Genomic DNA, 24,539 nt, shown 5'->3' on the forward strand with positions numbered 1-24,539 from the left:
CCTCCTCGACGACGGCACCCCCGAGGAGATGCGCGCCTGGCTCGAGACCGGCTACCGGCTCGCCCAGGCCGAGGACGACCGCGTCGCCATCGCCCGCACCCTCGCCGACCCCGACAGCGGCAAGCGCGTCATCCAGGAGGCCAACGCCCTCCTCGACGACGGCACCCCCGAGGAGATGCGCGCCTGGCTCGAGACCGGCTACCGGCTCGCCCAGGCCGAGGACGACCGCGTCGCCATCGCCCGGATCCTCGCCGACCCCAGCAGCAGCGACGCCCTGCGGGCGGCGGCGGGCGCGGCCCTGGACGACAACACTCCGGAAGCGCTGCGGTACTTCCTCGAGGTCGGCCGGTACGAGGTCGACGGCTAGGTGTAGGAGGGCTGGACGTTGGTGACACCGCTCTTGAGCCGTAATGCGGGCGGTAGACCGCCCGCTCCGCTGTGCGGGCGGTGGTAGTTGTAGTGGATGTTCCAGACGCTGATCGCGGCCGCGCGGTCGTCCTCGCTGATGAACTCCCGGGCATACAGGATTTCTTCGGACAAGATCCGCTGGTAACGCTCTACCTTCCCGTTGTGACGAGGCGTGTAGGGCTTGGTCTTCTGGTGCAGGGTTCGATCTCCGACGATGCGGGCGAAGTCACCTGAGCGGTAGCAGGCACCGTTGTCGGTGACGATGCGGTGGATGTGGGTGATGCCGTGAGCGGCGAACCAGACCTTCGCCCGAGCCAGGAATGCGGCTGCCGTGACGCCCTTTTTATCGGCAAGCGGCTCGGTGTAGGCCAGCCGGGAGAAGCCGTCGATGATGGAGTGCAGGTATACGTAGCCGCGCTTCGCGCCTGCCGTTTTCGCTCGGCCCGCCGCTTTGGCCTGCTCCGAGTCGCGACCGTGGACGCGCCATCCGCCCCCGTCGGGAATTCGACCGACTTTTTTCACATCCAGGTGCACCATGTGCCCGGGCCAGCGGGCGATAATCTTGCCCGGCTCCCGATTGCTGTCGCCACAGGGATCGAGGAACCGGCGGTGTCCCAGGCCCAGTTTGGTCAAGTGCCGCGTGACCGTACGGCGGTTGACCGTGTAACCGAGCTCGGCCAGCTCGTGAGTGATCCGCTGCGCGGACCACTTCCCCTGCCGTCGCCAGGCCTCGATCTTCTCGATCACCCACGCCGGTGTCGCACGTGGGCTGCGGCGGGGGGCCGAGGGGCGGTCGAGCAGGCCGAGGTCACCGTGGCGGCGCCATCGGTTGACCCACTTCGAGGCGCATGCCCGCGAAATTCCCATCTCGGCGGCGACGTGCGCGATTGGGCGGGTGCGGCAGCGTTCGATGAGTCGACGTCGGCCCTCGACTGTAAGAGGTGCATTGCGGTGCGGCATACCTAGATTCCTCCGACTCCGGCGACAGCGGATCGCCGGGTGAGCTGGCCCGGGTCGGCCGCGATGAGGCCGAAGGCTTCCCGTACTGCGCCGAGTGCCGCAGCGGCACGTAGCCCGGCGCATGCAGAGCGCGGGTTCATCGCGTGATTGGGGTGGCGCCGGTCGCCGCGACGGACAGGTCCCACAGCCGTGCGGCTGCACCGGAGTCGATGGCGTACGCGCGGACGCCGCCGTCGTCCATGGGCGCGGCGGGGGCGGAGGTGCACGCGACGTCGCAGTCCTCAAGGTAGAGCCCGCCGCGGCTATCGAGGAGCGGAGAGGTGGCTGCCCACAGGCCGGTGGCGGCGCCTTGGGAGGGGGTTTTGAAGTCGGCGCCGATCACGGTGCCGTGCTCGTCCACCCATCCACGTTCGATCTGCTCATGGAGAGTCATCTCCCGCTGGAGGCCCGTGATGATCTTGCCCGGGTGGAGAGCGAACGCCCGGACGCCGTCGTTGTGCCCGAGGGCATCGAGCTGCACGGCGAACAAGGCGTTTGCGGTCTTGGCCTGGCCGTAGGCCAACCACTTATCGTAGCCGGTGCAAAAGTGCGGGTCGTGCCAGCGGATGTCGGTCAGGGTGTGCCCGGCGGAGCTGTTGACGACGACGCGCGCACCGTCGGCGGCGGCCAGGAGCGGGTAGAGCTCGCAGGCGAGGGTGAAGTGTCCGAAGTGGTTAATGGCGAGCTGGCCTTCCCAGCCGGGACCGACGCGTCGCTCAGGGGTGGCCATGACGCCGGCGACGGCCATGAGGAGATCGAGCTTGCTGAGGGAGTCATTGATCTGCGCGACGGCGGCGCGCACGCTGTCGAGGTCCGCCAGGTCCATGGGGATGACGTCGCAACCATCTACATCCTTGAGAGCGGCGCGGGCGAGGCCGGGTCGGCGTGCCGGAACGATGACCCGGGCCCCGGCGGCCGCCAGGCCCCGGGTGGTTTCCAGGCCGAGTCCGGAGTAGCCCCCGGTTACGACGGCGGTTGCACCGGAAAGGTCGAAGGCTGCCATGACGTCCTCGGCGGTGCTGGTGGCAGAGAAGGGCGAGCCGAGTGGCTGCTGATCAGTGATGGTCATGCCGACAACGCTAGGAACTAGAGCAAGGTCTAGATCAAGTCCTAGGCTGGGCGGCATGGCGACTGTCGAAACCCGTGCGGAGCTACTGAGTATCGGCGAAGTGGCCGAGCGGACCGGACTCAGCGTGCATGCACTGCGCTTCTACGAGCGCGAAGGCTTGCTGGTCGGACCGGTCCAACGCACCGCAGGCGGTCGGCGCCGGTACACCACCGCCGATGTCGACTGGCTGTTGATCTGCGTCAAACTACGCGAATCCGGCATGCCGCTGGCCGACCTTAAACGGTTCACCGAGCTGGTACGGCATGGCCCGGGCAACGAGGTAGAACGGCTGCAACTCCTCGACGCCCATCAGCAGCGCGTCGAGGCACAGATCCAGACGCTGGAGGAGTGTCGCTCAGTTATCGCCTGGAAGGTCGGCGTCTACGCCGAACACCTTGCCCGCGGAGAGGCCGGCGGACTCTGGGACCCGACAGTCTGAGACAAGGACGGACATAGTCGCGTCCTGTCTGCCTGCCGATGCCGTCAACAACGTCCTGACCCGCAACAGCTAGGTGTATGAGGGCAGGACGTCGGTGACGCCACTCCGAAGGCTCGCTGCGGGTGGCTGGCCGCCTGCGGCCAGTGGCTCGGTGCAGGCGAGCCGGGAGAATCCGTCAACCATGGAAGAGGGAGACGTAGCCGCGTTTGGCGCCGGCGGTCCTTGCCCGGCCGTCGGCCTTCGGCCGGCAGGGGTGCGTTGGCGTGAGCCATCAAGCCTTGCTTTCCACTCGGTCCGTCGTGGGCTCGCCGGGCACCGACTTGGGGAGCCGGCGCAGGGCAACGGTCCCGAGTACGGCGTGCAACACGCCGGCCACCACGGCAGCGACGTGCAGACCGGTGACGAAAGCCCCCTTCGCCTCCTGGACCGCTGCGGGCGCGAGATCGGGCAGCTGGAGGGTCTCGTCGAGGGTGGGGGCGAGATCTGGCCCCTGGAGCCGGAAGATCAGCGCGGCGAGTGACCCGAGGATCGCGATACCGAGGGCATTGCCGATCTCGTTGCTGGTCTCGGCGATCGCGCCCGCCGATCCCGCTCGTTCCGTGGGAACTGCCCCGATCGCGGTATCGGCGACGACGCTGAAGGAGATGCCGTAACCCACGCCGGTGATCGCCGTCGAAGCGATGTACCAACCGATCCCGCCTGTTGTCGTGGTGGGGAGCAACAGCACCAGACCGGCCGCGATGGAGAAGTGGCAGATGATGAGCGCGGCCCTCTTGCCGATGCGATCGACGACAGCCGGCGTGACGATGCAGGAGACCGTGAGGACGACCGCACCGGGGAGCGCCAGGAGTGCCGCGTGCAGGACGCTCAGGTTCAGGACGGACTGGAGGTAGACGCCTGCCAGGTACGCCGCCGCCGACCACGCTGCCAGCGGCAGCAGACCGGTGATGACCGCGATCGTGAAGACGCGGTCACGGAACAGGGAGAAGTCGATCAGCGGGTGCTCGAGGTGCCGCTGGCGGAGAGCGAACCACGTCAGCAGCACGACGCCGAGGAGCGCCGTCACGGCCGACAGGACCGACACCCCGTCTGCGGCCGTGTCCTTGAGACCGTGGATCGTGAGCAGGAGACCTCCGGCGGAGGTCGCGACGCTGAGCGAGTCGATGCGGCCTGGCCGAGTCGCGCGGACCTCGCGGAGAAGGACAGGCGCGAACAGCAGAAACACGACGATGACGGGGAGGTTGACGAGGAAGACCGAGCCCCACCAGAACCGCTCCAGCAGGGTGCCGCCGATGATCGGGCCGACGGCGAACCCGGCTGCGAACGCGGCGGCGAAGATGCCGATGGCCTGCGCCCGGCGCCGGGAGTCGGGGAACAGCTCGCTCAGCACGGCCAGGGCCGAGGGCAGGAGGGTCGCGCCGGCCACCCCCATGAGCGCTCGGAAGGCGACGAGAAGCTCCGGGCTCGGTGCGAACGCTGCCCCGGCGGACCCGGCTCCGAACACGGTCGCGCCGATCATCAGCAGCTTCAGCCGGCCGTAGCGGTCGCCGATGCTGCCGAAGGCGATCAGCAAGGAGCCGACGGCGAAGCCGTAGATGTCCAGGATCCACAACGCCTGGTCGGCGGTCGGTGAGAGGGCTTGGCTTATCCGCGGCATCGCCAGGAACAGGATCGATCCGTCCATGGAGACGAGGAGGACCGGTCCGAGGATCACCGCGAGCCCGAGCCACGCCCGCGGGCCGGGTGAGTTGTGCACGCGCTGTTGAGTCATGCCGTCGACGGTCCGGCGCGACGCGGTCGGCAACCATCCCCGTGCCGTGGGTACACCCGACAGGTACACCCACCGGCCTGGCCGGCATCCTAGGCTCGGGCTCATGGAGAGCCTCGGAACGTTCCTGAAGAGTCGCCGTGACCGGGTCACTCCGGCCGAGATCGGCCTGCGCACCTACGGCACCTCTCGCCGGGTCCCCGGCCTGCGGCGTGAAGAGCTCGCTCAGCTCGCCGGAGTGAGTGTGGGGTACTACACGCGCTTGGAACAGGGCCAGGCCGAGACCGCTTCGGAGCAGGTTCTCGACGCGCTCGCCCGTGTGCTCCGGCTCGACCAGGTGGAGACCGTCCACCTGCACAATCTCGCTCGGCAATCCGTGAAGCCCGGCCTGTGCGAACCGCCTCGCGAGGAGCCTCACCCGCGAGTCATCACGCTCCTGGAATCACTCGGTGAGGCCATACCCGCGATTGTTCTCGGCAGGCGTGGAGACGTGCTCGCATGGAACCGCACCGGACACGCACTCGTCGCCGAGCACATCTCCTACGAAGCGCCGCAGGACCCGGCACGGCGTCCGTCGATCCCGCGGATGTTCTTCCTCGATCCCCTCACCCGCGACATGTACCGCAACTGGCACGAGCTCGCCCGCATCCACGTCGCCTACCTGCGACTCACCGCGGGCCGGTACCCCACCGATGCCCGCCTGGCAGGACTGATCGGTGAACTCACCATGCGCAGCGACGACTTCGCCACGATGTGGGCCACCGGTGACGTCTCCGACTGCACCGTCGGGGCCATGCACCTGCAGCACCCCACCATCGGCGCCGTGAGCGTGGACTACCAGGTGTGGCTCCAACCCGACAGCCCCGACCACCGAGTCGAGATCTACACCCCGAAGGACTCAGCCTCTTCGGACGCGTTGCGAGTCCTGACCCATCAGAGCAGCCGGGCCGGTGAGCCACAGTCGATCGGACAGCACTGAATCACCGACCTGATCGGACAGGCTCCAGGCGCAGCTTTGCCGTCGACGACGTCGTTGCCCGCAACGGCTGGGAGTCCCCGTCCGGACCGCCGGGCGACCCCCCGGGGAGGACGCCCGCGACGCGGGGTCCGGCCGGGTGGGTCGCGGACGCTCCGCGCCGCCTGGAGCGCGCGTCGAGCCGTGGCCGGGCACCGGGACGGTTCAGGCGGCGCGGAGCGGCTCGGCTGCCGTCGGCGGCCCGGACCGGCAGTCGCGGCAGCGGCCGGGGTGTGCGGCGCGGAAGGCGCGTTCGCAGCCGTCGCAGGTCTGGAAGGGAAGCGGTCGGCGGGCGGCCGCGTCGTCCGGCGCGGCGGACGACGCGGGCGCGGAACGCGGGGGCAGGGGCGGCGGCAGGCGCTCCTGGAGGCGGTAGGCGAGCAGCCGGGCCGGGTTCTGGATGTCCGGGGGCAGGCCGGTGGTCAGGGCGCGGTGGACGGCGGCGGCCGTGGCGCCGCCGTCGAACCAGGCGGTGACGGCGGGCGCGAGCCGGTGCACGTCCCGGTGGGAGAGGGTGAGGCGCTCGTCGGTGCGGCGCAGCCCGGCGAGGAGGGTGACGGCCCGCTCGTGGTGCCGACCGCGACGGGCGTCCCCCTCCGGCGGGTCCGGTGGCGCGGCGGGGGCTTCGGGCCGGCCGTCCTCCTGAGGCGTTTCCCGGCCGTCCGCCGGGGGGCGGGCGGCGGGACCGAGGTCGCGGACGCGCGGCGCGGCGACGCGGCCGGAGGCGGGAGGTCCGGCCGTCCCGCTCGCCCTGCCGGGGACGTGGTGGGCGTACGTACGCGTGAACAGACGCCCCGTCTCCGTCCGTTCGCGCACCCGCTCCAGATAGCCGTGCGCCTCCAGTTCCCGCAGCGCGAACGCGATCCGGTCCCGGCCTTCCGCGAAGTGCTCGGCGAGGGTGCGGATGTCGACCGGGGAGCCCTCCGGCAGCGACAGGATGTGGGTGGCGAGCCCGATGGCGGTCAGCGACAGCTCGCGGTGCTGGAGGAGGTGGTTGCCGACGATCGTGTAGTTGTCCGGCTGGTACGCCCGTACGTGGGTGACACCGGAGTGGGTGGCGGTCCGCCGAACACCCTGATCCGGGCGCGCGACGGCGCTAGGCTTCTTCTCAGCCATGGGGAAGGGCCTTCTTCCTCGATGGTCAGGCCCTCGCACTGGGATTGCCGTCCCGGCGGGGGCCGATGCATGTGTGGGGTTGTGGTGGTGCCTGGGGGCGAGACTGCACGCCCGGGCCGCCGACGCGCCAGCCGCACCGACCGGTTTCACCCACCCGGGTGACGTACGCGGGGTTTGGTCGGTTGGGAGGGTTATTTCCTCCGGTTCTTTGGTCTTTTACCGCCCGCGGCCCCGGCCCGCGCCCCACCGGGTCCCGTGTTTCCGGGCGCCGGTGCGGACGCGTCGGCAGCGGGTCACCGGCGGGCGCCGCGGCGCGTGGCGGGGAGCGGTACGGGGAGCCGGTGCGGCCAAGCGGGCGAGGCGGGGCCGTCGCCGGAAGCGGTTCGACGATTCACGTCGCTCGACGTGTCCGTGCGCGCGTACCTGGTGAAGGAAGACGGCCCGTGCGGACGGCGACCGTCCGTGGAGTGTCCGGTTTCTGTCCGGGCTGTACGGGGTGACCTGAGTACGGGCGTCCCGGTTGGACAGGGAAGGACTCGGCGGGAGGGCGAGCGGCATGAGCGACTGGGACGCGGGGCTGGAGGACGAGGAGGCCGGGGCCGTGATGCGCACGGTCTCCCGGCAGCTGAAGCTGTGGCGCGAGGCGGCCGGCCTCACGCAGGCCGAGTTCGGCGCGGCCATCGGCTACGGGGAGGACCTGGTCTCCTCGGTGGAGCGGGGACGGCGCATTCCCCGCCCGGAGTACCTGGACAGCGCGGACGAGGTGCTGGGGGCGGGCGGCCGGATCGCCGCGATGAAGACGGACGTGGCGGAGGTCCGGTATCCGAAGAAGGTGCGGGACGTGAAGCGCCTGGAGGTCGAGGCGGTACAGATCTGCTCCTACAACAACTCGGTCGTCGACGGCCTCCTCCAGACCGGAGACTACGCACGGGCCGTCTTCAGCTCCCGGCGGCCACCGTTCACGGAGGAGGAGTTGGAGCAGCAACTGGCCGCGCGGCTGGCTCGCCAGGAGATCATCAGCAGCGCGACGGCCAAGCCACTGTTCAGCTTCGTGCTGTGCGAGGCGACGCTACGGCGGCCGATCGGAGGCAGGATGGTGATGCGCGGGCAGCTTCAACGGTTGCTGGAGGTGGCCAGGTTGCCCAACGTCGACTTGCAGATCCTGCCTCTGGGCAGTGAGGAGAACTCGGGCCTCGGCGGCCCCTTCCGACTGCTCAAACTCAAGGATGGGGCAACCGTGGGGCTCGGCGAAGCACCACTCACGAACCGCGTGTTCTGCAACCCCAAGGAGACCACGGTCCTCGACATGCGCTATGGGATCATCCGAGCGCAGGCTCTCACGCCCCGGGAGTCGCTGGCCTTCATCGAGACAGTGCTGGGAGAGTCATGACCTTCAAGCCCTCTGGCGGAGCCGGTACCGAGCTGGAGTGGATAAAAAGCAGCCACAGCTCGGACGACGGCCCGTCCTGTGTCGAGGTGGCAACCGTCCCCGACCACATCCTCGTCCGCGACTCCAAGACCCCCACCGGCCCCCGCCTCACCCTCGCCCCCGCCACCTGGACGGCCTTCCTGCCGTACGCGGCCCGGCACTGAGGGGACGAACGCGCGGCGGCCCCGCACCCGGTCCCCGGGTACGGGGCCGCCACCCGCATCGGCTCAGGTCGTCGTACGCCTCCGCCGCGCCCCCGGCCGCCGCTCGCTCGGCCGCGTCACCGGCTCCCCGGCCTCGATCGCCGCCAGCCGCCGCTTCGCGCCGAAGTCGGCCAGCGCCTCCGCCAGCTTGTGCACGGACGGCTCGGGCGCCATGACGTCCACCCGCAGCCCGTGCTCCTCGGCGGTCTTCGCCGTGGCCGGGCCGATGCAGGCGATCACCGTCACGTTGTGCGGCTTGCCGGCGATGCCGACCAGGTTCCGCACCGTGGAGGACGACGTGAACAGCACGGCGTCGAAGCCGCCGCCCTTGATCGCCTCCCGGGTCTCCGCCGGCGGCGGCGAGGCCCGCACGGTCCGGTAGGCGGTGACGTCGTCGACCTCCCAGCCCAGCTCGATCAGCCCGGCGACCAGCGTCTCCGTGGCGATGTCCGCCCGCGGCAGGAACACCCGGTCGATCGGGTCGAAGACCGGGTCGTACGGCGGCCAGTCCTCCAGCAGGCCCGCGGCCGACTGCTCGCCGCTGGGCACCAGGTCCGGCTTCACGCCGAACGCGATCAGCGCCTTCGCGGTCTGCTCGCCCACCGCCGCGACCTTGATCCCGGCGAACGCCCGCGCGTCGAGCCCGTACTCCTCGAACTTCTCCCGCACGGCCTTGACGGCGTTGACCGACGTGAAGGCGATCCACTCGTACCGGCCGGTCACCAGCCCCTTCACCGCGCGCTCCATCTGCTGGGGCGTGCGCGGCGGCTCGACCGCGATCGTCGGCACCTCGTGCGGCACGGCCCCGTACGAGCGCAGCTGGTCGGAGAGCGACGCCGCCTGCTCCTTCGTGCGCGGCACGAGGACCTTCCAGCCGAACAGCGGCTTGCTCTCGAACCACGACAGCTGCTCGCGCCGGGCTGCGGCGGACCGCTCGCCGACCACGGCTATCACCGGCCGCCCGCCCTCCGGCGAGGGCAGCGCCTTGGCCTGCTTCAGCGTCTGCGCGATCGTGCCGAGCGTGGCGGTCCAGGTCCGCTGCCGGGTCGTCGTGCCGGCGACGGTGACCGTCATCGGGGTGTCCGGCTTGCGGCCGGCGGACACCAGCTCACCGGCCGCCGCGCCCACCCCGTCCAGCGTCGTCGAGACGACGACCGTGCCGTCGGAGGCGCCCACCTCGGTCCAGCAGCGGTCCGAGGCGGTGCGGGCGTCCACGAACCGCACGTCGGCGCCGTGCGCGTCCCGCAGCGGCACACCGGCGTACGCGGGCACGCCGACGGCCGTGGCGACGCCCGGGACGACCTCGAAGGGCACCCCCGCGGCGGCGCACGCCAGCATCTCCTCGGCGGCGTAGGCGTCCAGCCCGGGGTCCCCGGACACCGCACGCACGACCCGCCTGCCGCCCCGCGCGGCCTCCATGACAAGATGTGCGGCATCCCGCACAGCGGGGACTCCAGCGGTGGTCGACGTGCCGTTGACGACCGTCAGCTGGGGCGTGCCTGTGCCCGGGACCGGGTCCGTGGCCGGATCCGCGTCCGTGTGCACTTCGGCGACGCCCTGCCGGGCGTGCTTGCGGACGACATCGAGCACCTCGTGCTCGGCGACGAGGACGTCCGCGTTCGCCAGCGCCTCCACGGCGCGCAGTGTCAGCAGTCCCGGATCTCCGGGTCCGGCACCCAGGAAGGTGACGTGCCCGTGTTCCGGACCGGCGGGAAGGGTGGTGGGGCTCAATGTGCTCGCTCCCCCATCAGACCGGTCGCGCCCTGGGCGAGCATCTCGGCGGCGAGTCCGCGGCCGAGCGCCACTGCCCGGTCGTGCGTCTGGGGCACGGGACCGGTGGTGGACAGCTGCACCAGCGTAGTGCCGTCGGTGGTGCCGACGACGCCCCGCAGGCGCATTTCCTTGACAATCTGCCGGTCGGCCTGGGGGTCCCCCTGCTCGAGCGGAGCCGAGAGTGGGGGAAGGTCGGCCAGCGCGCCCACAGGGGCGCTGCAACCGGCCTCCAGGGCGGCGAGCAGTGACCGCTCGGCCGTCACGGCGGCCCGCGTGAACGGGTCGTCGAGCTCGGCGAGCGCGGCGATCAGGTCCGCGTTACCGGCGGCGCACTCGATCGCCAGGGCCCCCTGGCCGGGGGCGGGCAGAACCGTGTCGACCGACAGGAAGTCCGTCACGTCGTCGCCGCGGCCGATCCGGTTCAGTCCGGCGGCGGCCAGGACGACCGCGTCGAGCTCGCCGCTGCGGACGTACCCGATCCGGGTGTCGACGTTGCCGCGGATCGGCACCGTCTCGATGTCCAGCCCGTGGCCGCGCGCGTACGCGTTCAGCTGGGCCATGCGGCGCGGGGAGCCGGTGCCTATGCGCGCGCCGCGCGGCAGGTCGGTGAGCTTCAGCCCGTCCCGGGCGACGATCACGTCCCTCGGGTCCTCCCGCACCGGCACGGCGGCCAGGACCAGTTCCTCGGGCTGCGCGGTGGGCAGGTCCTTCAGCGAGTGGACCGCGAAGTCGACCTCGCCCCGCAGCAGCGCGTCCCGCAGCGCGGTGACGAACACGCCCGTGCCGCCGATCTGCGCGAGGTGCGCGCGGGAGACGTCGCCGTACGTGGTGATCTCGACGAGTTCGACGGGCCGCCCGGTCACCCGGCGCACGGCGTCCGCCACCTGCCCGGACTGGGCCATGGCGAGCTTGCTGCGCCTGGTCCCGAGCCTCAGCGGCTTGTCATTCATGCTGGCCCTCGGTTCTTGTCGGTGCTGTCCTCGGCGCGGGAGACGGAGGCCACGGTCTCCGGGTCGAGGTCGAACAGGGTGCGCAGCGCGTCCGCGTACCCGGCGCCGCCGGGCTCGGCGGCGAGCTGCTTGGCCCGGACGGTCGGCGCGTGCAGCAGCTTGTCCACGACGCGCTTGACGGTCTGCGTGATCTCGGCGCGGTGCTTGTCGTCGAGGCCGGGCAGCCGCCCCTCCAGGCGGGCGATCTCGCTCGCCACGACATCGGCGGCCATGGTGCGCAGGGCGACCACGGTCGGCGTGATGTGCGCCGCCCGCTGCGCCGCCCCGAAGGCGGCCACCTCGTCGGAGACGATACGCCGCACCTGGTCGACGTCGGCCGCCATCGGCGCGTCGGCGGAGGCCTCGGCGAGCGACTCGATGTCCACCAGCCGCACCCCGGCCAGCCGGTGCACGGCCGCGTCGACGTCCCGCGGCATGGCCAGGTCGAGCAGGAACAGCACCGGCTGCGGACGCGGCGCCTCGGCGACCGGCTCGGGCCGGCGCAGCTCCGGGACGCGGCCGGCGCTCGCCGCGGTCGCGGCGAGCGCGCCGATCAGCTCGGCGTCCGCCTCGGGACCGCGGCGCGCGGCCTCCCGGCGGTCCACGGCGCCGCCCGCGACCCAGGCCGCGTGCTGCTCCAGCGCCGCCGCGTCCAGGCCGGCCACGGCGGCCTCCCCCATGACGGAGAAACCGGGCTGCACGGCGGACAGGTCGAGCGGGCACCCCTCGTCACCGCCCGCGGTCACAGACGCCGGCGCGGCCTGGCCCGGCGCGGCCGTACGGCGGTCGTCGGCGATCTCGGCGACCGGCTGCCCGGTGCGGCCCGCCACCGCCGCGGCGACCGCCTCGGCCGTCAGCACGAGGCCCGTCGCGCCGGTGCAGGAGACGGCGATGTCGGCACGTGTCAGTTCGACGGCCACCGACTCCATCGGCACCGCGCGGGCCCGTACGCCGGTGTCGTCGCCCTCGGTGAGGGTCCGCGCGAGACGCTCGGCCCGGTCGAAGGTCCGGTTGGCGATGACCACCTCGGCGACCCCGGCGCGCGCCAGCGTGGCCGCGGCCAGCGACGACATCGAACCGGCGCCGATCACCAGGGCCTTCTTGCCGCCGGCCCAGGCCCGCACGTCCGCGCCCCGGGCCAGCTGCTCCAGGCCGAAGGTGACCAGGGACTGCCCGGCGCGGTCGATGCCGGTCTCGGAGTGGGCGCGCTTGCCGACCCTGAGGGCCTGCTGGAACAGGTCGTTCAGCAGCCGGCCCGCAGTGTGCAGCTCCTGCGCCCGGGCGAGGGAGTCCTTGATCTGGCCGAGGATCTGCCCCTCGCCGACGACCATGGAGTCCAGCCCGCACGCCACCGAGAACAGGTGGTGCACGGCCCGGTCCTCGTAGTGCACGTAGAGGTGGGGGGTGAGCTCCTCCAGCCCGACCCCGCTGTGCTGGGCGAGCAGCGTGGACAGCTCGGCGACACCGGCGTGGAACTTGTCCACGTCGGCGTACAGCTCGATCCGGTTGCAGGTGGCGAGCACGGCGGCCTCGGCGGCCGGTTCGGCGGCCACGGTGTCCTGCAGCAGCTTGTTCTGGGCGTCCGCGTTCAGCGAGGCCCGCTCCAGCACGCTGACCGGGGCGCTGCGGTGGCTCAGCCCGACGACGAGGAGACTCATGCCGGCATCACCGCGGGCATGTCCCCGTCGGGCCCCTGGTCGGCGGAGTCCGGGCGGGCGGCGGCGGCCGGGACGGCGCCCTCGGCGGCGGCCTCCTCACCGGCCTTGCGCTGCTCGTGGAAGGCGAGGATCTGCAGCTCGATGGAGAGGTCGACCTTGCGCACGTCGACGCCGTCCGGCACGTTCAGCACGGTCGGCGCGAAGTTCAGGATGGAGGTGACCCCCGCGGCCACGAGCCGGTCGCAGACCTGCTGGGCGGCGCCGGCCGGGGTCGCGATGACCCCGATGGACACCCCGTTGTCCTTGATGATCTTCTCCAGGTCGTCGGTGTGCTGCACCGGGATCCCGGCGACCGGCTTGCCGGTGAGCGCGGGGTCGGCGTCGATGAGCGCGGCGACGCGGAAACCACGGGAGGCGAAGCCGCCGTAGTTGGCGAGCGCGGCGCCGAGATTGCCGATTCCTACGATCACAACCGGCCAGTCCTGGGTCAGGCCGAGTTCACGGGAGATCTGGTACACGAGATACTCGACGTCGTAGCCGACACCCCGGGTCCCGTAGGAACCCAGGTACGAGAAGTCCTTGCGCAGCTTCGCGGAATTGACCCCCGCCGCGGCCGCCAGCTCCTCGGAGGAGACCGTGGGGACCGAGCGCTCCGACAGCGCGGTGAGGGCTCGGAGGTACAGCGGAAGCCGGGCGACGGTGGCCTCGGGAATCCCTCGGCTGCGGGTCGCCGGTCGGTGTGTTCGGCCAGTTGCCACGGTGCTCCTGCGGGTAGAGCGGGGCTCTAGGCGGTCATACGTCCCTACATGACCGCCCCGTCGAATGCAGGCTATGTCTTTGTGAACGCGTGCACAAAGATGGTGTCCGATTTGCCCGGCCAACGTGACCGGGGTCACGCGCCCCCGGCGCGCGGAAACGGAACCGGCGCGGGCGCACCCTCGTTCCTCCGAGATGGGGGGCAAAGCCGCACACTCTCCTCACGATCTACGCCCCCGCGACCTCTTCACCATCGATCCTAAGCGACTTTCCGGGTTACTCCGGACTACCCGGACCACTCGGTCAACGCCCCGGCCCGGCGGCCGGGGACCGGTGGTCAGCGGCTTGGCCTAGTCGTTCAGTGCCCTGCGGAGGCGGTCCTCGTTGACGCGCCAGAAGGTGTGCTGCTCGCCGTCCACCAGGACGACGGGGATCTGCTCCCAGTACCGGTCGTGGAGCTCGGCGTCCTGGGTGATGTCCTTCTGCTCCCAGGGGACGCCGAGCTCGCCGCACACCTTCTCCACCACGGCCTGCGCGTCGTCGCACAGATGACAGCCGGGCTTGCGGACAAGGGTGACGAGCCGGTCCCGAGGGGGCCTGCGACGGAAAAGAGGACTCATGTCGGCCATTCTCGCGCGACGGCGCACCGGAGGAAGCCCGCGGAACCGCCGGGAGGGGCGCCGTCCGGATCGGTTCCTCCGCGGCGTCTTTAACCACCCGGTCGCGGAGAGTTCACAGCCTCCGAACCTCTCGACTCCGGAACCACCGAACAAACTGGCTATGCTCACGGGCATGGCCGCTCTCGGATGGCTCACTCCCCGTAGGCGTTCCGCCACGGCGCGGAGCGTGTTGGCAGGCGAGGCCTCGGCGGAGGCCGCCCGCAAGTCCACCCAGGACGTCTCCGGCGAGGAGCCGGAGTTCCCGGTCCACGGCGACGACAAGGCCGCCGCCTTCTTCGACCTGGACAACACCGTGATGCAGGGCGCCGCCCTGTTCCACTTCGGGCGGGGCCTGTACAAGCGGAAGTTCTTCGAGACGCGGGACCTCGCCCGGTTCGCCTGGCAGCAGGCGTGGTTCCGGCTGGCGGGCGTCGAGGACCCGGAGCACATGCAGGACGCGCGCGACTCCGCGCTGTCGATCGTGAAGGGCCACCGGGTCGCCGAGCTGCAGTCGATCGGCGAGGAGATCTACGACGAGTACATGGCCGAGCGGATCTGGCCGGGGACCCGGGCGCTGGCGCAGGCCCACCTGGACGCCGGGCAGAAGGTGTGGCTGGTGACGGCGGCGCCGGTCGAGATCGCGCAGGTGATCGCGCGGCGGCTGGGGCTGACCGGGGCGCTGGGGACGGTGGCCGAGTCGGTCGACGGCGTGTACACCGGCAGACTGGTCGGCGAGCCGCTGCACGGGCCGGCGAAGGCGGAGGCGGTGCGGGCGCTGGCGGCGGCGGAGGGGCTGGACCTCTCGCGGTGCGCGGCCTACAGCGACTCGCACAACGACATCCCGATGCTCTCGCTCGTCGGTCACCCCTACGCGATCAACCCCGATGCGAAACTGCGCAAGTACGCGCGGGAGATGGACTGGCGGCTGCGGGACTACCGCACGGGCCGCAAGGCCGCGAAGGTCGGCATCCCGGCCGCGGCCGGCGTCGGGGCGGTGGCCGGGGGGACGGCCGCGGCGATCGCGCTGCACCGGCGGCGGCGGTAGCGACGACGACGGCCTCCGGCCGACCGGCCGGAGGCCCGTGTTCCCGGCCGCGAACCCGCCGGGCGCGGGCGGAACGGCCCGCCGGGGCCCGTGCGGGCGCGGAACCCGCGTCCCGCGCCGCCCGCCGACGGCGCCGCGCGACTCCGGCCAATCCGACTGACTTACCCCCGCCGCGCCCGCGTCAGTCCACCCGGCCCGCACCCGGCCACAACACGCCCGTACCCACACGGAACCCGAAGCGTTCCGGTCAACAAGCGATCAACATGCAGCACTTGATCGGGCGTCAATCGGTTACGGAAGCGACGTAATCGATGATTTGAGCAACTGGGTGTAGCAGCGCCTGCACGAAGCGTTATTCTCCTCAGACGCAAACCGGTACCCCACCGTCGCTACGACGGGTGAACGGTCCCGCACTGCACGTGATGGAAGCTCTGCCTCTGGGAGTCCCGTGTACCCACACGTCGGGGTTGACGCCTCGGGCCTGGCTGCGCTGCGCGCAACGGTCCTGGGCCTGTTGCGCGGTTTCGTCCCCACCGCGTACGCCGTCCCCGCCCTCGCCGCAGCCACCGCCCCCGCCGGCCCGTGCTACGCGCTCGCCGACGGCAGCGCCGCCGTCGGCAGACGAGGGCGCCCGGCCGGCGCCGCCGCCGCCCGCCGTCCCGCCGCGGACAGCGACAGCGCCCGGATGATGGACCTCGTGGAGCGCGCCCAGGCCGGCGAGGCCGACGCCTTCGGCCGCCTCTACGACCAGTACAGCGACACGGTCTACCGGTACATCTACTACCGGGTGGGCGGGAAGGCGACCGCCGAGGACCTGACGAGCGAGACCTTCCTGCGGGCCCTGCGCCGGATCGGGACCTTCACCTGGCAGGGGCGCGACTTCGGCGCCTGGCTGGTCACCATCGCCCGCAACCTGGTCGCGGACCACTTCAAGTCCAGCCGCTTCCGACTGGAGGTGACCACCGGGGAGATGCTCGACGCCAACGAGGTCGAACGGTCCCCCGAGGACTCCGTCCTGGAGTCCCTCTCCAACGCCGCCCTGCTCGACGCCGTGCGGCGGCTCAACCCCCAGCAGCAGGAGTGCGTGACGCTCCGCTTCCTCCAGGGCCTGTCCGTCGCCGAGACCGCCCGCGTGATGGGCAAGAACGAGGGCGCCATCAAGACCCTCCAGTACCGGGCCGTCCGCACCCTCGCCCGGCTCCTGCCGGACGACGCCCGCTAGCGCTCCGCCCACGTCAACTCACCCCCGGCGGAAGTCCGTTGGCCCCGCGGCCCGCTCGCCCGCCGTCCGTAACCCAAGCACCGCGCCGCTCGTTGTGCGGGATGCAGGCTCCCTGCGGTCGCTCCCTGGCCGACTCCCACCACTCGATCGTGTGCGTGCGGCCAGGGTGTGCGACCCTCAGGATTCCCCTGGGGAGCCGACCGTCATGACGAGAGGAGGTGCCGCCAGTGATCGCGAACGTATCGGCGCACCGGCGGGCGAACGCCTTCGCCCAGGCTCTGGAGGAGCAGTCCGACCGGAGCACGGCGGCCGAGCAGTCCGAAAGACCGGCGCCGGACCAGGCCACTGCGGAGCGGACCGAGCAGGAGCGCCTGCTGGGCCTCGCCGCCGGCCTCGGTGCGCTGCCCAGGCCCGAGCTGGACCCCGAGGTCAAGACCGTGCAGCGGGCCCGGCTGGTGGCCGCGTTCGAGGCCATGCTGCAGGAGGGCGAGGCGGCGGACCCATCGGTGCCCGAGCAGCGCCGGGCCCAGGGCGCCCACCGGGCGTCCCCGCTGGGAAAACTCCGGCCGCGTTCCCGGCTGGCCAAGGGACTCACCGCGGGCGGGCTCAGCGTCGGTGTGGCCGCGGGAGCCTTCGGCGGAGTCGCCGCCGCCAGTGCGGACGCCCTGCCCGGTGACTCGCTCTACGGCCTCAAACGCGGGATCGAGGACGTCAGGCTCGGCCTCGCCGACGGGGACGCCGAGCGCGGCCGGGCCTACCTCGACCAGGCGTCGACCCGGCTGAGCGAGGCCCGCCGCCTGATGGAACGCGGCCGCGGCGGCCACCTCGACCACGAATCCCTCGGCGAAGTCCGCCGCGCCCTGTCCGGCATGCGGCACGACGCCTCCGAAGGCCACCGCCTGCTGAGCGCGGCGTACCAGCGCGACCCCGACTCCCTGGCCCCCCTCCAGGCCCTCTCCGCCTTCTCCAGCTCGCACCGCCAGACCTGGGGCGCGCTGCGCGAGAAGCTCCCCGTCCAGCTCGGAGACGTCAGTGAGCAGGTGTCGTCGGTGTTCGACGCCATAGACCAGGACGTCGCCCCCCTGCGGTCCCTGCTGCCCGAGACCTCCGAACAGGACGACGGCGACGGTCCCCGGCAGGACGGCACCGGCCCCGCCCCCACCGGCACGTCCGGCTCCGCCCGCCCGGCCCCGTCCGGCACCGCCACCGACGGCCCGCCCGACAGCGCCCGCACCGGCAGCGGCAGCGCCGACCCCAGCAGCTCCGCCGATCCCGGCGACGACGAGGGCCTGCTCGGCGGCGGCACGGGAGGCCTGCTCGACCCGCCCGAGAACACCGCCGACGCCTCGCCCCCCACGGGCGGCAGGACGACGCCGCCCACCGAGCCCGACGTCACGCTCCCCCCGCTCCTCCCCGGCCTCCTGCCCGGCCTGGGCATCGACGGCGAGAACGCGGACTAGTCCGGCCGTACGACGGCTTCGGCCACACGGCGACGGGGCGCCCCCTCGGGAAGGGGGCGCCCCGTCGCCGTGATGCCGCGCGCGGCGGAAAGCCACTAGAAGAAGACCGACCTGCGTTGCACCAGCAACTTGTACAGCGTGTGCTGGATCTGCTCCCGGACCTGGTCCGTCAGGTTGAACATCAGCATCGGATCCTCGGCCGCCTCCGGCGGATAGCCGTCCGTGGGGATCGGCTCACCGAACTGGATCGTCCACTTGGTGGGCAGCGGGAGCGCGCCCAGCGGCCCCAGCCACGGGAAGGTCGGCGTGATCGGGAAGTACGGAAAGCCCAGCAGGCGCGCCAGGGTCTTGGCGTTGCCGATCATCGGGTAGATCTCCTCCGCCCCGACGATCGAGCACGGGATGATCGGCGCGCCCTGCCGCAGAGCGGTGGAGACGAACCCGCCGCGGCCGAAGCGCTGCAGCTTGTACCGCTCGCTGAAGGGCTTGCCGATGCCCTTGAAACCCTCCGGCATCACCCCGACCAGCTCGCCCTGGGTGAGGAGCCGCTCGGCGTCCTCCGCGCAGGCGAGGGTGTGGCCGAGCTTGCGGGCGAGCTCGTTGACGACCGGCAGCACGAAGACCAGGTCGGCCGCCAGCAGGCGCAGGTGCCGGCCCGCCGGGTGGTGGTCGTGCACGGCGACCTGCATCATCAGGCCGTCCAGCGGCAGCGTGCCGGAGTGGTTGGCGACGATCAGGGCGCCGCCCTCGGCCGGGATGTTCTCGACGCCCTTCACATCGACCCGGAAGTACTTCTCGTACACCGGACGCAGCAGGGACATCAGCACCTGGTCGGTGAGCTCGGCGTCGTAGCCGAAGTCGTCGACCTCGTAGTCGCCGGTGAGGCGGCGGCGCAGGAAGGCCAGACCGCTCGCGACGCGCCGCTCCAGGCCGCCGTCGTCCCGCGGCCGGCCCGGCGGTTCCTCGGACGTCACACGGACATCATCCCGCGAAGCGCCCCGGGTGGGCAGAGGCTGCACCTCGCGCGCCTCCGCGGACTCCGCGCCCTTGCGCCGCCCGCCCGCGCTCCGGCGCCGCGCCTGGCGCTGTACGGCGCCCCCGCGGGACCGGTCGTCGTCGAACGGAATGACCTTGGCATCCGCCATCGTTGATGCGCTCCTCAGTCGGCGCTCTGCGTCGGGACGTGGCCGCCGTCCGGCAGGGACAGCGCGGCGATCCGGTCGACGGCCCTCTCGAGGGCCTGCGGGGGCAGCAGGCCGGGGCCTCGGCTGCGGGCGAAGTCCGCGAACGTCTCCGCGGTCGTGTACTTCGGCCGGAATCCCAGCGTCTCGCGCATCTGGGTGGTGTCCACGACCCGGCCGTGGGTGAGCAGCCGGATCTGTTCCGGGGAGAAATCCGTCATTCCCAGCGTACGCACCAGGGAGCCGGTCCACGTCACCGCGGGCAGCAGCAGCGGCACCGTGGGGCGGCCCAGGCGCCGGGAGCACTGGGAGAGCAGCAGGACGCCGTCGCCGGCGATGTTGAAGGTGCCGCTGTTGAGGGTGCCCCGCCGCGGCTCGTGGGAGGTGATCCGCAGCACCTCGATCACGTCGTCCTCGTGCACGAACTGCAGCCGCGGGTCGTAGCCGAACACCGTCGGCAGGACCGGCAGCGAGAAGTACGAGGCGAGCGGCGTGTCCACGCTCGGGCCCAGGATGTTGGCGAACCGCAGCACGCACACCGCCACGTCGGGCCGGCGGCGCGCGAAGCCCCGCACATAGCCCTCGACCTCGACCGCGTCCTTGGCGAAGCCGCCGCTGGGCAGCGACTTGGGCGGGGTCGTCTCGGTGAAGACGGCCGGGTCGCGGGGCGCGGAACCGTACACGTTCGTGCTGGACTTCACCACGAGCCGCTTCACGGTCGGGGCCTTCTGGCAGGCGCCGAGCAGCTGCATGGTGCCGATGACGTTGGTCTCCTTCACCGAGGCCCGGCTGCCGCCGCCCAGCGGCGTGCCCGTGACGTCCAGGTGGACGACCGTGTCCGCGCCCGTCTCGGCGAGCACCCGCCCGATGGTCGGCTGGCGGATGTCGGTCTGGACGAAGTCGGCGCCGCCCAGGTGATGCTCGGGCGGGACCGCGTCGACCGCGACGACCCGGTCGACCTCGGCATCACGCTGGATCCGCCGCACGAACCGGCCCCCCAGCTGGCGGGCCACTCCGGTGACGAGCACGACCTTGCCCAAGATCAGCGCCCTCCTTCCGCCCTGGTGCGGCCTCGCGGTCGCCCTGCTCGTACCCTGCCGCGTTCCCCGTCCGCGCGCCAACTTAGCGGGTCGGTGTCGTGCCGTGACGACCGCCCGCCGCGCCGGGGGCCGGAAACCGGCGGCCGTACCACCGGACGGAGTCACGGCGGCCGTACGCGCCGCACGGGGCCCGTGCGGCGCGTACGGCCGCCGGACATGCGTGTGGCCCCCCACCGGTGCGGTGGGGGGCCACAGGACGCGCTCTCGCGGCGCCGCGTCGCGTCGCGTACCTCTGGGTGCGACTACTTCTTGTTGCGACGCTGCACGCGCGTGCGCTTGAGCAGCTTGCGGTGCTTCTTCTTGGCCATCCGCTTCCGCCGCTTCTTGATAACAGAGCCCACGACTTACCCTCGCTCACTTCTCATCACTCGGTGTTTGGGCGCCATGGGCCCACACGACCTTCGAGGGGGTAGCCTACCCGCCCGAGCGCTGAGGTCGTAATCGAGGGGGTGGGAGAGACCCCGACGTGCCCTGAGGACCTCTCCCCGAGCCACCGTCAGGCCGTTTCCACCCCCACGTAGCTGTCGCGGAGGTACTCGTGAACCGCTTGCTCCGGGACACGGAACGAACGCCCGACCCGGATCGCGGGCAGATGACCGCTGTGCACCAGGCGGTACACGGTCATCTTCGACACTCGCATCACCGAGGCGACTTCCGCCACGGTAAGGAACTGAACCTCGTTCAGAGGCCTCTGATCGCCAGCTGCAGCCATGACACACCTGAACCTTCCGCACTCGACGGCCACCGGCTTCCCCTTCCGGTGACTCTTCGTCGTTGCGCGCTCACTCCCCAGACTAGGGGCGGGTGATGCAAGTGGGGAAGAGGTGCACCCTTCGACGTCCTACTGTGACAGACACGCCCGATTGAGTACGTAGCGGGTAAGCGGACGGTAGTAAACGGACCGCACAGCGTCATCAAGCGGAACGACGACGGACACGGCTCCCTGCGCCTCCCCGACGAACGGCGCGGGATCGTCCGTATCGGCCAGCCCAATGGCCTCGAACCCCAGCTGACCTGCGCCGCAGACCCAGCCGTGGTCTCCGATCACCAGCTCCGGCAGGGGCCCGCCGGCCTCGGCGGCCGCGGCCAGCGCGGTGCGAACCGGGAGGGGGCTGTGGGTGTGCGCGCCGGTCCCGCCACCGGAGCGGGCCGCGCCGGCTTCCCGCACCAGCGCGACTCCTCGTACGTAGTCGAGGTTGTACGTGCGTAGGCCGAACCAGGTCGTTATGTCGACACAGCGACCCTGCGCCGGGGTGAGGACGACACATCCCGCCGCCGAGAGCGCGTCCGCCAAGGCGGCGTAGAAATCGAGCAGCCGATGGGGATGGCCGGTGCCCAGGAGGACGGGGGCGCCGCGCCGGGCGGCCTCGGCGAGCCGCTCCGCGAAGGCGTCCAGGGCGGCCAGTGTCCGTGCGGGATCAATCACATCATGGCCCGAAGTGTGCCGTGGATCGGCCGAAACCCCGCACCTGTCCGCCATCAGTTCCATCACGTCCCGCTGCCGCCAGGGCCGCTCGGGATCGATCCCGATCAGTACGCGGGGGTCCCCGGCGGCGAACAGCCGGTAGCTCCGCAGGCTCCGCTCCCGCGGCGTGGCCACCACTCCGGCGAGCCGGGCGGCCAGGAGATGAGCGCGGAGGGCCCGGGGTGTGAGCACGCAGCGATGGTGGCGGACCGGGACGGCGCGCGGAGGGGTAACGGGCGAACACCGCGCGGTCGGCGTAACGGCGCCGAGCGCCGGCCCCGCCGCGGCGCCCGGCCGCGCAGGCCCCCTCCGGTCACGGCAGCAGTCCCCGCAGCGGGAACGCCGCCCGCCGCGCCGCCAGCACGGCCTGGTCCAGGCGGTCGGCGGGGTCGTACCCGTCCTCCCAGCCGGCCCACTCCACCGGCCACCGCCCGTCCGTCATCCTGGCCGGCGCCAACTGCCGCGTCCGCGCGAACACCTCCTGCCGCCACCCGGCCGGGATCACGGCCTCCGGCGCGATCTCCCGCCCCGCCGCGATGCCCACCAGATGCGTCCAGGACCGCGGTACGACGTCCACCACCGCGTATCCGCCGCCGCCGAGCGCCACCCACCGCCCGTCGGCGTACTCGTGCGCCAGGCCGTGGCACGCCACCTGCACGGCCCGCTGCGCGTCCAGCGACACCGCCAGGTGCGCCAGCGGGTCCTCGAAGTGCGTGTCGGCCCCGTGCTGCGTCACCAGCACCTGCGGCCGGAAGTCCGCGATCAGCTCCGGTACGACGGCGTGGAAGGCCCGCAGCCACCCCTCGTCCCCGGTCCCCGCCGGCAGCGCCACGTTCACCGCCGACCCCTGCGCGGAGTCCGCCCCGGTCTCCTCCGGCCATCCGGTCTGCGGGAACAGCGTGCGCGGATGCTCGTGCAGCGAGATCGTCAGCACCCGCGGGTCCTCCCAGAACGCCGCCTGCACCCCGTCCCCGTGGTGCACGTCGACGTCGACGTACGCGACCCGCTCCGCCCCCAGTTCCAGCAGTCGCGCGATGGCCAGCGCGGCGTCGTTGTAGATGCAGAACCCCGAGGCGCCCGCCGGCATCGCGTGGTGCAGTCCGCCCGCGAAGTTCACCGCGTGCAGCGCCTGCCCGTGCCACACCGCCTCCGCCGCCCCCACCGACTGCCCCGCGATCAGCGCGGACACCTCGTGCATCCCCGCGAAGGCGGGGTCGTCCAGGGTCCCGAGCCCGTACGACTGGTCCGCCGCCCCCGGGGCCGCGGAGGCCGCCTTCACGGCCTCGATGTAGTCCTCCCGGTGGACGAGCCGCAGCGTCGACTCCCCGGCCGCCTTCGCCGCGACCACCTCCACCTCCCGGTCGAGCCCGAAGGCGTCGACCAGTCTCCGGGTCAGGGCGAGCCGGACCGGGTCCATCGGATGTCCCGGCCCGAAGTCGTAGCCCGTTACTGCCTCGTCCCACATCAGCTGTGCGCGGCCGCTCATGCCCGTCACCGTATCGGTCCGGTCGATTCCCGAACGACCGGGCGCACACCGGCGTCACCAGCACCGGCGCCGGCGGCGCGAGCATCGCCGGCGGCGGCTCCACGCGTCGCCCAGCGCTCCCACCAACGGCGAGCCGATCAGGGACCCGACGCGGTCGAGGACGCCGAGCCGTGCGACGGCCGCGTCCGAGGCCGCCGGTAACAGCCTCCCGGCCGCCGCGAGCGTCTGCGGCGCCGACACGCGCAGCGCCAGCGGGGCGAGTTCCAGTACCCCGGCCACGTCCCGGGCGCCCCGCCACCGCGGCGAACCCCGTACCGCCGCCACCGACGCCCGAGCCGCTCGGTCACCGCGCTCCCGACGCCGGCGAGGCCCTCCCGCGCCGCGGCACCTCGGCCACGACGGCGAGCGCAGGATCCGGGACTACCGGCGGGGGGATCCGGCCGAAGGCGATTTGCCGCGACTCCGCGCGGGGGCGGGACGTTTCCTCATCCCAACAGCCCGGCCAGCTCCTGCATGTCGGAGAAGAGTCCGGTGGTTCCCGCGAGCTTCGCGGCAGGCGTCATCGCGGTGAACCCGTACACGTCCATCCCCGCCGCGACGGCCGCCTGCACCCCGAGCGGGCTGTCCTCGACCACGACGCACCGCTGGGGCGCGACCCCCATCCGCTCGGCCGCGTGCAGGAACAGATCCGGCGCCGGCTTCCCCCGGCCCACGTCCTCGGAACTGAAGATCCGCCCGTCGTCGAACCACCGGTCCAGCCCGGTCGTCCGGTGTCCCACCCGGATCCGCTCATGGCTTCCGGAGGAGGCCACGCAGTACGGCACCCCGTCCGCCGCCAGCTTCTCCAGCACTCCGACGACCCCGTCCACCGGCTTCAGCTCCCGCTCGAACGCGGCGAACACGCGGCCGTGGAAGACGTCGTCGAAGTTTTCGGGGAGCCGCTCCCCCGTGCGCTCCCGGATCAGGTCGTGGACCCGGTGCATCGCGGCCCCCATGTAGTCGCGAAGGGAGTCCTCGTAGGAGGTCGGATGCCCGAGTTCGGTCAGATAGGCGGCCAGGAGCCGGTTGGAGATCGGCTCACTGTCGACGAGAACGCCGTCGTTGTCGAAGATGACCAGGTCGTAGCGCATGCCCCGACACTAGACGAACGGAAGGGTCCGGAAATGCAGAAAGCCCCGCACCAGAAGGTGCGGGGCTTTCCCACAAATTGTTCGGCGGCGTCCTACTCTCCCACAGGGTCCCCCCTGCAGTACCATCGGC

General features: G+C 72.0%; 24 protein-coding genes and 1 pseudogene. 8 read left to right on the forward strand and 17 right to left on the reverse strand.

The genetic code is table 11. The features are described from left to right. Positions 1-367, forward strand: a 367-nt coding sequence (locus ACIBAI_RS28185) for an ALF repeat-containing protein (protein WP_399038559.1), incomplete at its 5' end; no start/stop codon positions are given. On the opposite strand, the gene ACIBAI_RS28190 is transcribed toward ACIBAI_RS28185, so the two are convergent. Then, complete coding sequence (locus tag ACIBAI_RS28190) at positions 364-1,368, reverse strand: IS481 family transposase (protein WP_399038561.1); 1,005 nt, start codon at positions 1,366-1,368, stop codon at positions 364-366. The two genes, ACIBAI_RS28185 and ACIBAI_RS28190, sit on opposite strands and share 4 nt — an antisense overlap. A 136-nt stretch (positions 1,369-1,504) precedes the next feature. Next, a complete protein-coding gene (locus ACIBAI_RS28195) occupies positions 1,505-2,476 on the reverse strand; it encodes an SDR family NAD(P)-dependent oxidoreductase (RefSeq protein ID WP_399038563.1) in 972 nt (323 codons plus the stop codon). A 55-nt stretch (positions 2,477-2,531) separates the two neighbouring features. Here ACIBAI_RS28195 and ACIBAI_RS28200 point away from each other — a divergent pair, with 55 nt between their 5' ends. Next, on the forward strand, positions 2,532-2,954 hold the full coding sequence (locus tag ACIBAI_RS28200) for a MerR family transcriptional regulator (protein ID WP_399038565.1): 423 nt from the start codon (positions 2,532-2,534) through the stop codon (positions 2,952-2,954). A gap of 271 nt (positions 2,955-3,225) precedes the next feature. On the opposite strand, the gene ACIBAI_RS28205 is transcribed toward ACIBAI_RS28200, so the two are convergent. Beyond that, on the reverse strand, positions 3,226-4,725 hold the full coding sequence (locus tag ACIBAI_RS28205; protein WP_399038566.1) for an MFS transporter: 1,500 nt from the start codon (positions 4,723-4,725) through the stop codon (positions 3,226-3,228). Between the two features lie 103 nt (positions 4,726-4,828). On the opposite strand from ACIBAI_RS28205, the gene ACIBAI_RS28210 reads away from it, so the two are divergent. After that, entirely contained in the window at positions 4,829-5,701 is an 873-nt protein-coding gene (locus ACIBAI_RS28210; RefSeq protein WP_399038568.1) for a helix-turn-helix transcriptional regulator, read from the forward strand. A 201-nt stretch (positions 5,702-5,902) separates the two neighbouring features. On the opposite strand, the gene ACIBAI_RS28215 is transcribed toward ACIBAI_RS28210, so the two are convergent. Continuing rightward, the gene (locus tag ACIBAI_RS28215; protein WP_399038570.1) at positions 5,903-6,853 is read right to left on the reverse strand and encodes a helix-turn-helix domain-containing protein; all 951 of its coding nucleotides are present in this window, start codon (positions 6,851-6,853) and stop codon (positions 5,903-5,905) included. 556 nt (positions 6,854-7,409) lie between these two features. Between ACIBAI_RS28215 and ACIBAI_RS28220 the strand changes: the two genes are divergently transcribed. Both ACIBAI_RS28220 and ACIBAI_RS28225 read left to right on the forward strand, forming a co-directional pair. Then, positions 7,410-8,243 (forward strand): helix-turn-helix transcriptional regulator, encoded by an 834-nt coding sequence (locus ACIBAI_RS28220; RefSeq protein WP_399038571.1) that lies wholly within the window; start codon positions 7,410-7,412, stop codon positions 8,241-8,243. Next, positions 8,240-8,446 (forward strand): DUF397 domain-containing protein, encoded by a 207-nt coding sequence (locus ACIBAI_RS28225; protein WP_399038573.1) that lies wholly within the window; start codon positions 8,240-8,242, stop codon positions 8,444-8,446. The genes ACIBAI_RS28220 and ACIBAI_RS28225 overlap by 4 nt, the downstream gene beginning before the upstream one ends. A gap of 63 nt (positions 8,447-8,509) precedes the next feature. Here the strand turns inward: ACIBAI_RS28225 and ACIBAI_RS28230 are convergent, their stop codons facing one another. From ACIBAI_RS28230 to ACIBAI_RS28250, 5 genes are all read right to left on the reverse strand, one after another. Next, a complete protein-coding gene (locus tag ACIBAI_RS28230; protein ID WP_399038574.1) occupies positions 8,510-10,216 on the reverse strand; it encodes a uroporphyrinogen-III synthase in 1,707 nt (568 codons plus the stop codon). After that, complete coding sequence (hemC, locus tag ACIBAI_RS28235) at positions 10,213-11,208, reverse strand: hydroxymethylbilane synthase (RefSeq protein WP_399038577.1); 996 nt, start codon at positions 11,206-11,208, stop codon at positions 10,213-10,215. The genes ACIBAI_RS28230 and hemC overlap by 4 nt, the downstream gene beginning before the upstream one ends. Further along, positions 11,205-12,905 (reverse strand): glutamyl-tRNA reductase, encoded by a 1,701-nt coding sequence (locus tag ACIBAI_RS28240; RefSeq protein ID WP_399038578.1) that lies wholly within the window; start codon positions 12,903-12,905, stop codon positions 11,205-11,207. Before ACIBAI_RS28240 ends, hemC begins: the two co-directional genes overlap by 4 nt. Further along, positions 12,902-13,663, reverse strand: a complete 762-nt coding sequence (locus ACIBAI_RS28245) for a redox-sensing transcriptional repressor Rex (RefSeq protein WP_399038580.1) — start codon at positions 13,661-13,663, stop codon at positions 12,902-12,904. The genes ACIBAI_RS28240 and ACIBAI_RS28245 overlap by 4 nt, the downstream gene beginning before the upstream one ends. Before the next feature lie 348 nt (positions 13,664-14,011). After that, positions 14,012-14,281 (reverse strand): glutaredoxin family protein, encoded by a 270-nt coding sequence (locus ACIBAI_RS28250; protein WP_399038581.1) that lies wholly within the window; start codon positions 14,279-14,281, stop codon positions 14,012-14,014. A 172-nt stretch (positions 14,282-14,453) separates the two neighbouring features. On the opposite strand from ACIBAI_RS28250, the gene ACIBAI_RS28255 reads away from it, so the two are divergent. The 3 genes from ACIBAI_RS28255 (at position 14,454) to ACIBAI_RS28265 (ending at position 18,047) form a co-directional block, all read left to right on the forward strand. Next, entirely contained in the window at positions 14,454-15,365 is a 912-nt protein-coding gene (locus tag ACIBAI_RS28255; protein WP_344599730.1) for an HAD-IB family hydrolase, read from the forward strand. Positions 15,366-15,813: 448 nt separating this feature from the next. Further along, on the forward strand, positions 15,814-16,587 hold the full coding sequence (locus ACIBAI_RS28260) for an ECF subfamily RNA polymerase sigma factor, BldN family (protein ID WP_399038583.1): 774 nt from the start codon (positions 15,814-15,816) through the stop codon (positions 16,585-16,587). Between the two features lie 227 nt (positions 16,588-16,814). After that, entirely contained in the window at positions 16,815-18,047 is a 1,233-nt protein-coding gene (locus ACIBAI_RS28265; protein ID WP_399038585.1) for a DUF5667 domain-containing protein, read from the forward strand. Between the two features lie 95 nt (positions 18,048-18,142). On the opposite strand, the gene ACIBAI_RS28270 is transcribed toward ACIBAI_RS28265, so the two are convergent. The 8 genes and pseudogenes from ACIBAI_RS28270 to ACIBAI_RS28305 all read right to left on the reverse strand — a co-directional run bounded on the left by ACIBAI_RS28270 (position 18,143) and on the right by ACIBAI_RS28305 (position 24,409). Then, on the reverse strand, positions 18,143-19,192 hold the full coding sequence (locus tag ACIBAI_RS28270; RefSeq protein ID WP_399038587.1) for a lysophospholipid acyltransferase family protein: 1,050 nt from the start codon (positions 19,190-19,192) through the stop codon (positions 18,143-18,145). A gap of 14 nt (positions 19,193-19,206) precedes the next feature. Beyond that, positions 19,207-20,268 (reverse strand): NAD-dependent epimerase/dehydratase family protein, encoded by a 1,062-nt coding sequence (locus tag ACIBAI_RS28275; protein ID WP_399038589.1) that lies wholly within the window; start codon positions 20,266-20,268, stop codon positions 19,207-19,209. Positions 20,269-20,570: 302 nt separating this feature from the next. Then, the gene (locus tag ACIBAI_RS28280) at positions 20,571-20,669 is read right to left on the reverse strand and encodes a 30S ribosomal protein bS22 (protein WP_003948845.1); all 99 of its coding nucleotides are present in this window, start codon (positions 20,667-20,669) and stop codon (positions 20,571-20,573) included. A gap of 155 nt (positions 20,670-20,824) precedes the next feature. Continuing rightward, positions 20,825-21,040, reverse strand: coding sequence for a helix-turn-helix domain-containing protein (locus tag ACIBAI_RS28285; protein WP_344599735.1), 216 nt, complete (start codon positions 21,038-21,040; stop codon positions 20,825-20,827). 129 nt (positions 21,041-21,169) lie between these two features. Further along, entirely contained in the window at positions 21,170-21,985 is an 816-nt protein-coding gene (locus ACIBAI_RS28290; protein ID WP_399038591.1) for a phosphatase, read from the reverse strand. 121 nt (positions 21,986-22,106) lie between these two features. After that, a complete protein-coding gene (locus ACIBAI_RS28295; protein WP_399038593.1) occupies positions 22,107-23,279 on the reverse strand; it encodes an acetoin utilization protein AcuC in 1,173 nt (390 codons plus the stop codon). After that, positions 23,233-23,613: pseudogene (locus ACIBAI_RS28300) on the reverse strand (MFS transporter); the annotation flags it as partial. The gene ACIBAI_RS28295 and the pseudogene ACIBAI_RS28300, both read right to left, overlap by 47 nt. A gap of 151 nt (positions 23,614-23,764) precedes the next feature. Then, the gene (locus ACIBAI_RS28305) at positions 23,765-24,409 is read right to left on the reverse strand and encodes an HAD family hydrolase (protein ID WP_399038595.1); all 645 of its coding nucleotides are present in this window, start codon (positions 24,407-24,409) and stop codon (positions 23,765-23,767) included. Positions 24,410-24,539: the final 130 nt, after the last annotated feature.

It is taken from the genome of Streptomyces sp. NPDC051041 (genome assembly GCF_044456065.1).
Classification (GTDB): domain Bacteria; phylum Actinomycetota; class Actinomycetes; order Streptomycetales; family Streptomycetaceae; genus Streptomyces; species Streptomyces glaucus.